Genomic DNA, 14,422 nt, shown 5'->3' on the forward strand with positions numbered 1-14,422 from the left:
AGTAGCGTTTACCGATCCCTGGAAAAGAGGTCATCGATACTCATTGTCTCGAGCATGTTCTGTTCAGCTCGAGGCGAGGTATAGTGCTGACCTGCATCCTCAAAGTAGTTTCTCATCCGCTCGCGAACGTCGAATGCATCCACGATCTCATCGACCATTGCGTCAGTTGGTGCAATTTGCCAACTTGAGAATTTCTCCTGGATCATATGGGTGAGCTGCTTGCACGCAGCTGAATAGTCATCACCGTTTGTGAACACATCTCCATCGTCGAACATGTCATCCAGCCCGTCGAAAATGAAGTTGTAAGCGAGATCTGAATACGGCTCACTGGCTTCAAGGATTTCGTTGATTTCGAGCTTCGCGACGAGTTCTCCCAAAGCTGGTAGCTCCTCGTAACCGACGCCAAAATCGATAATTTTAAGTGTGAATTCCAACAAATCATCTAATGGGATAATCTCTAGATCGAAAGCTCTTTTGACTAGCCGTAAGCAATTTAGGCACTTATGCGTAGCGGGGCCGGCCATTATCGCTAGGATAATTTTCTCCAGGCGTTGAATATTGGCCGTAGATGAATTGGAAATTATTGCAGCCGAAATGGAAGGGCGCGCTTTGAAGGCACTAAAATAAAGTTTCGCAACATATTCGTGGTCACACCCTTTGAAGTTCAGCGCCTCTTCGTGCTCCAAAAGCGAAATTAGCATCTCGCCTTTTTTATTGAGCGAAATCAAACCGTTTTCAGACATATCAAGCAGCACATTAAGTGCGCTATGGTTGCGCAAGCACTTAAACACACCTTCAAGCGAATCCAATAATCCTGAGTAGCGATGTAGTAAGAAATCCCCTAGCGATGGGTTGAATAGCTTGTAATAGACTTTGTCCCCTAATACCACTCGCGTGATCATTGAATTGGACAAATGACGCACGGCATAGTGGAAGTCACGCTTGCCCACGAAGTTCGCGTGGCTCGACATCAGTAAACTGCTAGCATAAGCGGCTGATAAATCTTGCTCCAATATGTTCTGCCCGTTAAATGCTACCAGCAGTACAAGGAACCGGCCAAAGTCGTCTAGCTGCGCGTCAAATGGATGAGCCCAGATCTTAGCTGGATTATCCAATAGGTCTTGAATGTAATCCCAATATCGAGAGACTGGAACGTTATCTAGGCGCTGAGGGTCTGTGATGAATTGAATAAGCCTAGGATTGAAATTCCGATGGCTAATCACCCTGTGGTATCGCTTTTCAGTGTAAAGCTCGTCGATATGCACTGCTGACAGGCCGGAATGCCAAATGTGATTGTAGAGGATATGGGCTTTATCTAGGCTGGAAAGCGAGTCGAGTTTGATCTCCATCTCGTTTCTGTGAACGTTGTTATGCTCAAAGACGTCGTTGAGAATTCGCCCTTGATTCAGGATCGTGGAGCGCGAAGTCAGTACAAATTTTTTCGTCGCCCGATCACGGCTTACCCGTTTGATAAAATTGACGATCTGGCTACCTTCGTGCCCTGACAGAGCTTCAAGGTAGTTTCGTCCTAGGAAGTCGTCAAAGTAGAAGAGCTGTAGCTGATCAGGCTTGTAAGCTTGCTCAGCCTCGTGGATGTGCTCACTTATGCAATTGAGCTCGAAACCATCGCTCGTATAAAGGAGAATGAGTTGCTCTGCCAGCGTTGTTTTTCCGATGCCCGGTTGACCTGTGATGATCACGGTACCTAGCTTATTCAGCCTGTCCACGGCCGAGTCGAAATTGCGGGTGTGGACGAATATTTTCGACTTGTCCAAGACGTCTCGCATCATGGCTTCGCTACGACCATTGATTGCGTTGTTGAGCAAGCCGAATAGTACGTTAGAGCTGCTTATCCAAAGCTTAAAATGACGGCGCTCAACCGCTGTATTTTTGGCAAGCAGATCATTCAGATCCTCCCGACCATAGACTTCAATCGGGCAGGACGCCTGGCTGCGTAGCGCGTCGACAAGTTCCTGCTTGTTCAACCTAGTAAGCGAATGCGAGACCACTAGAATGTAGAGCTCTGGTTTTAGCGCAGCGACCTTTGGAGCCTCGGAGTTTCGTAGGTGTGTTATTAGCTGAGGCAAAGGTGTGCCAGGACGATGCTTGGCCTGCAGGATCCATTCAGTACCGGTGGATGTGAAAAATCGCCCGTCAACACCACCGTCGCGGCCTGGCCTGAACCGCTCAAACCTGACGCGTTTGTCGGCGCCGATGAGGTCAGCACAGAGCACCTCGAACTCTTTGTCGTTGAGACGCGAAAAATCGTAGTCGTTCACTAGGGCACCCACTCGATGACAGGCGGTTAAGATAGCATTCTGCCGCCCTGTTTTGCCCCGCGGGGGCGTGCTTCCGTTTGTTGATCGGCTATAGTGAGATGGCGTCGAAGTGATGGCCACTTCGCATGAATCTTTGAGGTTATAACGGTTGCTGTTCGGGTTAGAGCAGCGAATTCAATTTGGACGTAGCCGCAAGTCTGGCCACGAGCTTCATCCTAGGCTTTGATAGAAATTTTGATGAGCCAGAGGAGGGTGGCTGAACCACTCGCCTCAAACGGATAAATTGGAGGAGTGTTTAGGATGGAAGCCCAACGAGTCGCGTCTCCGGCAAATACTTTTGCCGCGGTTCAAGACAGCCGCTACCATAGGATGAACGCACAGACTTTGCGAGAATAGGGCCCTGATCTGGCTGTAACCGACGAACAACACATATTAAAAAGTCATAACAAGCTATATTTATAATAACCAAAGCCCCATAACTAGCGGGGGAAAGCTGACAATATAACTGTATTGTTTCAGGTATCATGGCAAGCATTAAAATGGCAAATATTGCCAACTTGGCAATTGATAATAAATTAACAGCTAGTACTCGCGCCAATTTGACTAGCTAACCCTTTGATTTTACTTCCCACGCACTCCCTCATTAGAACAATTAAACTATATTGTCAGCGCGCCGCTTGGAGAAAACTTAAGATGGGCGCATTACCCCTATTGCACGCTCGAAACGTAATTGAGCTTTGTCACAATTTTCCTAAGCCATTAAAGTTGAAATCTGCACCTTGACTCCTCAGGACAAAGTCCTAGGCTAGTGATCTGGAGTGAAAAAATTTCAATTCGAACACTAGAGGAAATTCAAAAATGAATGAGAAAAATAAAGTCCCCTCACTAAACGGTGGCATACACCTAAGTAGAATCCCGTACAAGCTCAATCAGCTCCCGTACAAGCCGATTATCACACTCGCGGTCGATAAATTAACTCAAGGTATTATCGGTTTCTCAATACAGGAAACACATGCCGCGAAAAACGTTCAGATTCATACTCGTCAACTGAAAGCTCCGTCTATCAACTGGGGTCGGAATGCAATCGCACACCACTTTGCTGGTAATCCAGGCTACTTCAGCGTTGACAATTCGCCCGAGTTCAGTAGTGCCAGCTATGTTAAAGCAGTGAAAGAGCTTGCTTTGCAACCAAAGCTAGCCTGTGATAATACATTAGTTAGAAGGATCGAAATCGATCACATTCTGGCAGACATATTTGTGACCCTATCACTGCGCCTCCGCGGACATCCCCGGCCATCGCCTAAAAATCCTCCGTTTGGTGAACTGTGGCGTCAGCGCGGCCACCGCTTCCCGCGGAGTTAGTTTCGATTCTATTGAAGATGCTCATGTGCTCAGCATTCCAAGCAGTAATAGGCTGAGCATGTGTAGCTTACCCCAGAGGATAATCGCCAAGAATAAATTGCTTACGCGAACGGCAAGCAGAGATTTATGGATGGTAGCAACCAGATCTACGCATGCGAACTTGGCCGCCTCGCGCGGGAGCTGGTGGCCGCTACGCCGGTGTTGTTACGAAGACTTGAGTCTCTTTACGACGAAATTCTGATCGACGAGGTGCAAGATCTCAGTGGTTACGACTGGGAAATCGTCCATGTATTGCTTGAGTCGCGGATCGACGTACGAATGGTTGGTGACGTGCGCCAAGCGGTGCTTTCGACCAAACCGAGAGGGCAGAACAAACAGTATGGGTACGCTGGTGCGCTCGATTGGTTCCTTGTACGAGAAAAGGGAGGGCTGCTGAGCATTAATTATGCGACTACGAATTAGGGCTGCCGAACTGAAATCGCGACGTTCTGTGACTTCATCTTTGATGCGTCATGGGGCTTTCAAGGAACAACGTGAGAGAACCACGCGGTTTCTGAACATGATGGCGTGTGCCTGGTGCATTCCAAGCATGTCGACCAATACGTCGAGCGGTTCCGGCCTCAATGCCTGCGCAGCACCATAGCTTCCGGTAAGGAATTCGATTTGGACTTTATGAATTTCAAGGTATCGAAAGGTGTCACGTTCGAGCGCGTGCTGATCGTACCCACCGCGCCGATCAGGGCCTTCATTCAGAAACAGACCTATCTGGAATCAACGTCAGCGGTTGACTTTATGTTGCAGCTACGAGGGCCAACCAAAGCTTAGCGATCATCATCGACAAACCTCGTAACTCGAAACTGCCGTTTTGGGTGTCGTAATTGAGAGGAGCGGGGCGCTTGCGAAAGGCAAGCTTAGGAATATTTGATCTCTGGTGTACGACTGTGCGCCAAATTATCCCGTTAAGTCAGATCGGCTTAGAATACCAACTGAACCGGTTGACCGATTTAATTCCGTTTTGCCCGAACTGTCACATCTGGATGAACCGTCTGCAATCTCTGAGTTGACAGTGCCGAAGCATTGCACTCGTACGCGTTGACCTCAATTTCCCTTACGGCACCTTACAAAATAGTCCCTAGCCAGCATCCTTCGAACGACTCGATACCAACGCTCCCGTCAATTGTCGGATGTCTTGAGATGCTTGTGAAATAGTCGGTTTGTCCGATGCCTTTGCGATAACCGCTAAGTCCTCTCTAATCAAGCAAATCATGCGCCAGAGGGCTTTCAGGCCGTAGCCACCAACCGAATCCTCCCGAGGAAACAGGATCGCTGCAGGCAACGGTTGCTTGGCATCAATATTCAAGTGAATAAGATGTCGCTCAAAGGCCCGACCAAATGCCCCCGGCAGCGGAACAGAACTGCCGTTCGTGGGATGACTCTCCAGCCACATCCCATGGGTATCTAGCCTGAACTGGTCGACACGCCCAGGGCTTGAGTCAGTCCCCAACACTTGCCACAGAGGCCTGCCTGAATATCTCGCGATCGTCAAATACATCGCAATTAGGCTGGAGTGATGCGTGCTCAGAGGAAGGCTCTGGAGTTTTGATAGTATCCATTCCATAACTTCATCCGAAATGGTACCTCGAGCCTGCGAGGTTTTAAACATCAAGAATTCGAGCTTAGCCAAGGCTACATTTTCACGTTTGGCGGACACATCCTTGAGGTAGAAATCCATGAACTGCTTAACGCATCGGATCTCACGCTTCCACACATTCTCATCAATCTTCTCGAAGGACTCGCCGGTACGCGCTCCATGGAATGGTTTCCAGTTCGGGTTGATGGCCCAATCTTGAAAGTCCAGGGCGGCGTTGGCCAAGAACCGTTTTTGTTTACTAGAAGTCGCCCAGACGCTGATTGGGCTTCGAATAAAGTCCGAGTAGCTCTCAAAGTCGGCGCGAGTCCAATCTAGCAAGCAGACGTCATTCGCGAAGCTCCAGTTGAGCATTTTTTCCAAGCCTTTGATGCAGATGTTGTACTGCATGTGAGGGTTCAAGGGGCTCCAGTTGTGAGCGATCCAATTTACAAACCGGTAGGCGTACCAAGTGCTAATGAAGGGCTGACATGACTCAGTAACTCGACTCAAGCGAGCTGAAACTTGAAGATTCTCAAAGAAACTGGATACGCGATTAGGTCGCCACTGGTTATAGGGAGGAAAAATGGGGAATGGGATGAATGGCCGCTTCATGAGGCTACCCGCACGCTAAAATCTTCAGGTAGATAGTATATTTAGCAGAGGTATTAGGCGCTGACTAGCTTTCGAGGCGTCAGCTGCAAAAAACGCAGTTTCGTGACAGGACAACGTAATGGAAGGTGTAAGGATGGGAGAGCAAGGGGCTGATTTCATGGGAAACGGGCTTTTGTGGAAACGCGACCGGGGATTAGTGGAAATGGACAAGTGCAGTGGGGATCTGTCTCAATACATGATTTAACATAATATACATTACACGCAATGCCATATTGCCGAATTGACCCTGACACACACTGTCGAGATTACTTAAAAATGCGAAAACCTATCAAAATATGCGACCCCTTGGAAAATCATATGGTTGCGGTCAGTTCCTTGCGCTGTTGATCAAGCTGAGACTTGGGCTGGCCTCATTTAAATATGCGAATCCGTGGCTACTCCGGATCCTTAACTGGACTCCTAAGACCTCTGGGGTCATTTTACTCCTGCAATAGCAGATCCAGAAATCTCGCCATGACTAGCCTGGGCTGGCACCGTGCTCAAGTCCTCCCATCTGTTTGATTCAAGAAACCTTTTTGAGATTGGATGTGTATTTTTGGCATTACTTATACCTTGCAGATCCACCTACGAGCGCGTCGCTGCGTGAAATCTTGGACTTTCGCTATGGGATTGATACCCTAATTTCAAAGAAAGTCATTCGTGTGAATGACCGGTGGCGTCCATGCTCGAGGTTTGCCAGCGTTAGAAAATGCACTTGTATCCATCACATTGACCCAGACTTGGCTGACCAAAATGAACAGAAGACTCCATTTATAAGTCTGCGTCCTAGGCAAACCGCTGCGGACCGAGGTCATTCTGGTGCGGATCCAGCATTATTGAGGTGGCTGGGGCATCCGCTAGCAATAGTGGTTAAAATCAGAAGCACTATGTACATCGCGATGTTTGCGATTTTAGGTGAGGATTAACGAATCGTTGAGGCAGTATGTAATTACCCGATTTCGCCCTCCTTTTGTAATACCAGTGGAGTAATCTGTTCTCTGGGCGTATTTCAGAGTCAAAGAAAAGATAACTAAACTAAACCTCTATTTAGTTGAGTTAGTTATCTTATGGGGCCTAAGCAACCAACTAGTGACGCCCAATCTCGGTTCGAGTCGTTTCGTTAAATTTGTAGACTAGACCAAGTGATAAGCTGTCACGACCGCACTCATCCTAACTGTCCTCTGGCTTACCTGCACTTTGTTGAAGGTGCCACCGCCACCTCCCGTGAAATTCCAGAGGGAGTCGCCATGGATGCTCTCAGCGCGGAGTTCTACGGCCCTTTGCCCAGGACATGGCAGTCGAGCGCCGCGCGCAGGGCAAGATCGACGTCGTGGCCTTCGGCCGCCTGTTCATTTCCAACCCTGGTCTGATGGAACGCCTGGGACAAGGGGCCGAGCTGACCATCTCACCCCGCTAGTCGTGCTACGGCGGCGGCGCCAAGGGCTACACCGATTGGTCAGCGGTCAACTACTGATTCAGAAAGCCCCTAGGTCAGAAGTTTTTTGAAACTGCAAATGCCCTCCCGCTGTTACAACCATTAGCGCAATACAGATCAGTCTCTTCTGATCGTTGGTGAAGACCTTCATTTACAACGGTGCTCCGGTTTGGCTTTATTGGTTTGCTCCCCTTCCCCGCTGCTCATTCTGCGAACGTAGTCATCAATTGTTCACCCGGGTACATCCCTTGCAACAGCGCATGGTAGTCCTTGTAAACAAGTAACGATCAAGGTGTTTGCTGAATCCCCAAACCGATTGCTTCGCCCAGGTCCGCGGGTACTTCTCCAATAGATATCAGCTAGTCCATGCAGCGAATAAACTCTCGATGATCGAGGTTCATTTCATTAACCAAACGGTCGACGAGTTTAGCTACCCCTGCGTCATTGCCTTTGGTAGTTTCGAATATCAACCCAGCCATTTTGAAAAAAAATCGTTATCGCCATCTTGTAATTCTGCGCACCAGGTTGGTCAACTCCGGGAAGTGAGCCCTACACGCCGGGCATTTGAAATTCGAGTCTTCGATAATGGTGAATTTGGATGTGGCACTGCCATTCGACCGCTCGGCGTTTACGACCCCTCCCGTGCTTCTGGTCGGTTGACCGGTATAAGTGGTCAGTGCTGACATCAACTTTGATTGGTTGTGGTTCTGGCAGCCGAAACCACTCGCACCAATACAAACGCAAGCCATCTCGATAATATTGTATTGTTAGTCAGCTATATTTATGTTTTTTTGATACTCAGCGAGTTTTTCAGCATCATCCTTACGCGCCACAGAAGAGGTCTTCGCATAAATCCTTGTGGTGCGAGAATCTGCGTGACCAAGTTCGTCTTGCGTTGTCTCCAAACTTGCCCCGGCCATAAGCCGATGTGTTGCGTTCGTGTGCCGTAGCCAGTGGGCCGACATGCTTCGAAGTTGCTCTGCCATCTGCAAATAGGAACAATGCTCTGCTGCGCGCTTAGCCACAGAACTAATCAGCGCCTGGATCGTTCGTGTTGTCACACCCACGCCACCCTTAAGGGACTGGCGCGGCACAAGCGGGAAGCCCTCAGTGGGTAGCGGATAAGGTGGTAGTCCGCAAATTCTTCTAAACCGTGTCAGCTCAGACAAAAGCACCGAGTTGACAGTTGCAGACCGGGCCTTCGATCCCTTCCCAACGACTTTGAGCTGCCACGTCAAGTCACGGCGAACAAAGTGGCTCATCTTGCCGCTGACTGCTTCTTCACAGCGCAGCCCGGTATGGTAGAACAAGGCAAAGATCCACCGAACTCGGGCTGCATCCTTCGCTTCTAACGCGGATCGATCCGTCATTCCCACTATGAATCCCCACAGATAACGCCATGCATCCAGGGAAAGGTAACGTTCCTGCTCTTTTTGCTGAACAACGGTTGGCTTGTGCGACAATTCGAATGGATTATTGCGCATGTAACCCGCAGCAATGAGATATCGACAAAGGCCAATCAGAACGGTTCGACTGAATGCAATGGACTCGCTCGACACTCCACCCCTGAGTAATTGGGATGTCCCCAATTTCTCACCTTTTTTGGCTTTGGCCGGGCGAATCCAGTGTTTCGGCGGGTTAGCTAGGTGGTTATAGTAACTATGCACATGCTCAACATTGAGCGTATTCAGGGTCAGGCGCAGCTCCATCATCCAAACAAGAAGTTTCTTTGCTTCTCCTTTGAAGCTTTTAAACGTATGACGGGAGCGCATCCCCTTAGCTTTCATCCACGCTCGTACAGCCTCAAAGTCATTTTTTGCACCGATGATGTTGTTCGCGCGCTGCTCGACTACAATCAATTGCTCGTCATGTAGCCGTTTGGCTTCTTGATCCAATGCAGTGACGTTAACAATGTCCATGCTAAGCTACCCTCATTTAATAGCTTGTCTTGGGCAACCGGACTGTACCTGCACGTATTCCGTCTTGATCTTCAGAAGGGTTGCAAACACTTTATCTTCCTTCTCAAGGTCATCCGTCAAGAAAATGCATTGCTTTCGTGTGCTTACATTCACGCTCGAATCACGAGTCAAAGAGTGTAATAAATTTCGTAACTTTTTTGCCATTCTTAGCGCTAAAAACTTTACAAAATGCCGAAAGTGAACAGTTTTAGGATGCCCAAAGCCGCCCCTTTGTGACGGGCGAAATCCGCCCCGTAGCCGTCTCTCCTTCTGCTCGTCAAGGTCCTGGATGTTCGACGGTCCTTCGACACTGCGGGTTGCTGGTTTTCTCCCTAAGCATCCAAAGTGTCTCACTGTGAAACACGTTGGCAGCACTCCCTCCAAATCCGTGCCACCTTAGCGATCTGATGTGGGCCAAAGTGCTTCGCTGATTTAAAGCGTTTCACAGTGAAACGTTTTCAATCACATCAATGACCCGGTTGTTGCGTCCTGCGGTGGTGTCAGTAACGGACCTTGAAGGTCGGCGAATCCACGAACGAATCCCCCGGCCCGAAGGTCTTCGCCACGCCGTCCGCACCGGTCAGGCGCACGGTGCCTTCGAGGATGTGGCACATCTCGTCGTAGTCGCACTCGCATCTCGGTCTACGCACTGACCGAAACACGGCTGCTTCCTGCGAAGACCCAGCGGTTCATCGAGTTCATACGCGACCATCTCAACAGTGCTTAATGCCTGACGACTGGATAGGGGGCATCCCGACGCAAACGAATGTCTCCTTCTGGCCGAGGCTGTGTAAAAACGTTTTTGAGCGCGACAGGTACTCAAAATCGGACTGGAAATCGCGTTTCTACGCGAAATCCACATCTGCTGACGTGCCGATAAATTTCAGATTTAACGTAGATGCGCATACTTCAATTTTGGTGAAGCGTTTTTACACACTCTGGGCCGATTTCTGCCTGTTACTTAGGGGGCAGATTTGGGCATCATAGGAACCGATCATTTGAGTATATTTCTATGGCCGTAATACGTAATCCTCACGCACCTATTGGCAGTCCACAACCTTCTGAACAGATTGGTCGTGACGATCTACGTGAGCGGTTGCGAGTGTCTGTTGAGCGCCTTCGCATTGGGCGACCAGTAAAAAGCCTCATAATTGTTGGTTTGCAAGGTGTCGGAAAGACGGTATTGCTGAATCAGTTGGCGAGGGATGCAGTTGCGTTCGGCATTCACACTGCCTATGTAGAGACATTGAAAGAGCGATCCCTACTTTCAATGCTAGTCCTACAGATAAAAGCAGCACTGCTCCGCATGAGTACTGTACACGCGGCCAAAGATGCTGCTGTCAAAGCGCTCCGCGCGCTCTCAGGCTTCACAAAAACATTGAAAGAACGCTACCAAGATATTGAGATAGATTTGGATTTTCAGCCTGAGCCAGGGTTGGCCGACAACGGCGATCTCGACGGCGACTTGACCGCCTTACTGATAGAGGTTGGAGAAGCCGCGCGTCACGCAAATACTGCCCTAGTGATATTTATTGATGACCTTCAGCTCGTCATGGAGCCCGAGTTAGCCGCGCTAATAGTCGCCCTGCATCGTGTTTCGCAGGTTAGCTTGCCCTTGATAATTGTTGGTGCAGGCCCGCCCGAGTTGCGAGGTAATGCTGGAAATATGAGGTCCTATGCTGAACGTCTTTTTGACTACCCAGAGATTGGCCCGTTTCAACCAGTAGAAACAAAGTAAGTCTTCGTCGAGAATTGAAACGATGATGGGATGGCAGAGTTGAGTATACGGGCCGCTCCTGCCGCCTTGCCGCCCCATTGCAGATGTCGCGTTTGAGAGTCTGAAATCGCCCGTATCACCTACAGGTACCCTGCATGGAGACCCCTCGAGGCCCCGAATTTGCTTCATCTGAAATGAACTGATATTCAGCTGCATTGACTGTCAATGATACGGAGGTCAATGCAATTACCCAAAGGGCGGCGCAGCCATAGCTCGTGCGCTCTGAACCAGGACTAAACACTGTCCTTTCGCTCGTGTGATCGCATTGTAAAGAAGTCGCCTTTTCTGAATGTCATCGCCTCCGATCGCGGCTGGCCAAACTACGAGCACCAAATCAAACTCACGATTTTTTGCGCCGTGTACCGTCAGGGCTCGAATCCCGGCAGCGTCATTGCCTGCTAGCCGGCGTTGATTAGAAAACGCTTGGAGGATCGCCTCTTCCATTTGTTGGCGAGAGAATGTTGTCTGTCCTTTGGTTCTTCGTTGCCGACCAACCCAGCGGATAAAGTCTTGGGCAATGCTCCGCGGTTTGCCTTCCATCAAAGCTATAGCCTCAATGACATCAGCATGATCAGGTAATGCTAACTCTTTGATGAAGGCTTCAGATCGAACCGACTCCGACTGTTCCAGGATCACATGGTGAGGACCATTCCCGTTTTTGGTGGTGCGAGTCTCCACCCACTCGCGTACTGCGTGAGCGAAGGTGCCCATTGTCGGGGTGATGATCGCAATTCTATTTCCGGCTCTGTTCCAGCTGATTGCGTTGGATATCCAAGTACCTGCTAACCCAGCGTTTGCAGTTGCAACCACCTTGAATTGGCCCGAGCTTCGCGGTGCTTGCCCAGATCTGATTGCTCTTGCAGCAGCAAGTAGATCTCGGTCGCTCGTTCGCCTTGGTTGATCCAGGGTGACCTCGTTACCAACCGCAGCGAGCCATTCACAAGCTAAATTTGGACGAAGCTCCTCAACCAAGCACTGGAACTCATCGGAGGCAACGAGCAACTTCACATGCTCAGCGAGCGACTGAACGATGGCAAGTCGACTGGGGGTTAAGTCTTGCGCCTCATCAACCACCACGATTGGAAACGCGGCCGCCACCCATCGAGCAACGTCGTTACGGGCGATCAACTCTGCCGCCAGCCCACAGATTTCCTCGTAAGCGCCGACCTCTGGGAATGCCTTCCCCAGGTAATTAGCCAGTGCTCTCCATCGACTGACTACTCTCCATGCGAAGCTGTCGAGAGTGCTGCACTCATAGCGACGATTGAGTCCAATGACTCCCGCCAATCGATCATCCAGTCGTCGTCTCGAACCGTGCATAAATGTGAGGGCAAGCACCCTTTGGCCTTCCTGCAACTGCTGATCCGCCAACTGTGCCGTCAGCGCGGACATAAGTTGAAAGGTTTTACCGCAACCAGCAGGCCCTGAAAAAGATCTGACTGTCATCGGTGGAAAACCCACGCACCATCGGTGCCTTGTGCAAAATGACGGTTCGCCCTAGCCACGCAGGTCAATGCCAAATCGCTAAACAGGTCGGCTGCTCTACGACGGCAAGCTTCGGAGTTAACAACGGCGTCCGCTAGTTCTTCATAGCAGATTACATCCATTTTTTTCTGTTTCAGGTGCGCCACGATGTCGCTAACAGACGTTGGTGGCACGCGAGGCACGTCGTTAAGCGCACGCAATATATGCTCTTCGTCGGCCTCAAGGATCCATCCAATTGCGTCTTCAATCATCTCGCCATTTGCCCACCGGATAATCACTGGTGGGGGAGTTTGTGTTTCTTGTAGCCCTCTCGTGTAACGGTGCCCATCTGCGTCACCATCGACAAGACAACAGACACGCTGATGCGCGGCAGTCAGAAGCTCGTAGGTTTCAACCACTTTGGCATCCTCTGTCGGTACTACCCCCACCTGGAGCCCAAACATTGCCTCCATGCTCGTAGACCATCCTTCGCTGAGCATCAAAGGACGAAGTACGGTTTTCAGTAACTGAAAATCCGCACGCCCTTCGGGCACAAGAATACATGGGTGCATGAGCGCCGAAAGTACATCCACCCGGCTCTGCTGGAAGAACTTACGCTTCCAGTTTGGCGCTTCGGGTGGGAGTTTTTCAGACAGGAATGGAAGTGCCGATAGCTGCCCGTCCACGTTTCGAAGGATCAACACAGAGGTGGGATCGGATACCGCAGCAATCAGCGGTGAATGAGTAGTCACAAAGGTCTGGGTAGAAAGCGCTTGGACGCGTTGAACTAGCTGCTGCTGGCCTGATGGCGGCAGGTGTAGTTCAGGTTCCTCCAGGGCCATCAGAAAGCCCTCGCCCGCCTCTGCACGGCCTCTGCCGAGTTCTAACAGCAACAGCAATCCTTGAAGCGAAATTAGTCCACTGCCTTGACGGGCAGCAGGCACTCCTAACCCTCCGCCGACGGCGAAGTGTGCTGCGACGGAGTCGAGCAGTGATCGACTATCGGTGCTGGTTACCCTCAACTGAACAGAGGGCGCACTGGGAATGCACTTCGATAGTTCGGTGTTGACGTTATCGATAAGGGCAGAGATTTGCTGATCCTGCTCAATGGGAGCTACTGGTCTTCTTAGACGATCCCGCTCGGCAAGGATAGCGGATGAGGGCTGAGCGGCTGCAGCCTGTAAGGTCCGGCGGAACAACTCGCTTCCCCATGAGAAAACCTTGTCCCAAGTTCGGCTAGCCCGCACGAGATAAAAGCCCATTTCCTTGATGAGTTTGGGCGGCACGCCTACAGGCGCGTCATCTGCAAATGGGTCGATGGGGTTATCGTGATCATGGAAATACCTGACCATTTCGACGCTGAGCGAATCGCGGTCAAAGTACGCTTGTGCGCCAATTTGGCAACATAGCATTGATGCTTGCTCTGTCCGTACAGGGCAAACAGTGCCGGTAGCCTCATCAATCCATTTTGGAACGCCCCGGCCGTCTCGAAACCAGTCCAGATGATCACCTGGATCCTGAGAAGAAAACCCAGTAACCGTCGCGACAAGCTTGATCCGATCCGCAGGTTGGGGATCCGAGCCGAAAAAATCGTGTTCGGTCAGCTCTCGCACCATTCGTTCCCGGCCGAGCAACAATGTGAGCGCCTCGATTACGGTGGTTTTTCCGGTATTGTTAGCGCCTATCAGTACGGGGTGCTGCTTGAAGTGAACAACCCCTTGGCGAATACCTCGGAAATTCGAAATTTCAAGGATTCCAACTCTCATCCCAGCTCCTTATCTCAGATAGCCACCAGGGCTCTGTATTCCATTCGCGGGTGTAGCGCTGCGCCAGGGCGAGTGCGGACAATGACTATATCTGAATCCA

9 protein-coding genes and 2 pseudogenes are annotated in these 14,422 nt (G+C 50.3%); 5 read left to right on the forward strand and 6 right to left on the reverse strand.

The window, feature by feature from the left end; translation table 11 throughout:
* Positions 1-8: 8 nt before the first annotated feature.
* A complete protein-coding gene (locus AC1DKH_RS01185; protein ID WP_477797160.1) occupies positions 9-2,279 on the reverse strand; it encodes an nSTAND3 domain-containing NTPase in 2,271 nt (756 codons plus the stop codon).
* An 858-nt stretch (positions 2,280-3,137) separates the two neighbouring features.
* Between AC1DKH_RS01185 and AC1DKH_RS01190 the strand changes: the two genes are divergently transcribed.
* Together AC1DKH_RS01190 and AC1DKH_RS01195 are read left to right on the forward strand one after the other, a co-directional pair.
* On the forward strand, positions 3,138-3,641 hold the full coding sequence (locus AC1DKH_RS01190; RefSeq protein WP_477797161.1) for a hypothetical protein: 504 nt from the start codon (positions 3,138-3,140) through the stop codon (positions 3,639-3,641).
* Between the two features lie 126 nt (positions 3,642-3,767).
* Entirely contained in the window at positions 3,768-4,103 is a 336-nt protein-coding gene (locus tag AC1DKH_RS01195; protein WP_477797162.1) for a UvrD-helicase domain-containing protein, read from the forward strand.
* Positions 4,104-4,773: 670 nt separating this feature from the next.
* On the opposite strand, the gene AC1DKH_RS01200 is transcribed toward AC1DKH_RS01195, so the two are convergent.
* Positions 4,774-5,679: an integrase gene (locus tag AC1DKH_RS01200; RefSeq protein WP_477797163.1), complete on the reverse strand. Its 906-nt coding sequence runs from the start codon at positions 5,677-5,679 to the stop codon at positions 4,774-4,776.
* 1,424 nt (positions 5,680-7,103) lie between these two features.
* Here AC1DKH_RS01200 and AC1DKH_RS01205 point away from each other — a divergent pair.
* Positions 7,104-7,339, forward strand: a pseudogene (locus tag AC1DKH_RS01205) (alkene reductase); the annotation flags it as partial.
* 785 nt (positions 7,340-8,124) lie between these two features.
* Here the strand turns inward: AC1DKH_RS01205 and AC1DKH_RS01210 are convergent.
* Together AC1DKH_RS01210 and AC1DKH_RS01215 are read right to left on the reverse strand one after the other, a co-directional pair.
* Positions 8,125-9,276: a tyrosine-type recombinase/integrase gene (locus AC1DKH_RS01210; protein ID WP_477797164.1), complete on the reverse strand. Its 1,152-nt coding sequence runs from the start codon at positions 9,274-9,276 to the stop codon at positions 8,125-8,127.
* A 539-nt stretch (positions 9,277-9,815) separates the two neighbouring features.
* Positions 9,816-9,929 (reverse strand): cupin domain-containing protein, encoded by a 114-nt coding sequence (locus AC1DKH_RS01215; protein WP_477797261.1) that lies wholly within the window; start codon positions 9,927-9,929, stop codon positions 9,816-9,818.
* A gap of 20 nt (positions 9,930-9,949) precedes the next feature.
* Between AC1DKH_RS01215 and AC1DKH_RS01220 the strand changes: the two are divergent.
* Positions 9,950-10,042: pseudogene (locus tag AC1DKH_RS01220) on the forward strand (LysR family transcriptional regulator); the annotation flags it as partial.
* A gap of 285 nt (positions 10,043-10,327) precedes the next feature.
* Entirely contained in the window at positions 10,328-11,053 is a 726-nt protein-coding gene (locus tag AC1DKH_RS01225; RefSeq protein WP_477797165.1) for an ATP-binding protein, read from the forward strand.
* A gap of 225 nt (positions 11,054-11,278) precedes the next feature.
* Here the strand turns inward: AC1DKH_RS01225 and AC1DKH_RS01230 are convergent, their stop codons facing one another.
* On the reverse strand, positions 11,279-12,538 hold the full coding sequence (locus AC1DKH_RS01230; RefSeq protein ID WP_477797166.1) for an ATP-binding domain-containing protein: 1,260 nt from the start codon (positions 12,536-12,538) through the stop codon (positions 11,279-11,281).
* The gene (locus AC1DKH_RS01235) at positions 12,535-14,322 is read right to left on the reverse strand and encodes an ATP-dependent nuclease (protein WP_477797167.1); all 1,788 of its coding nucleotides are present in this window, start codon (positions 14,320-14,322) and stop codon (positions 12,535-12,537) included. Before AC1DKH_RS01235 ends, AC1DKH_RS01230 begins: the two co-directional genes overlap by 4 nt.
* Positions 14,323-14,422: the final 100 nt, after the last annotated feature.

The organism is Pseudomonas sp. 05L36, assembly GCF_056398125.1.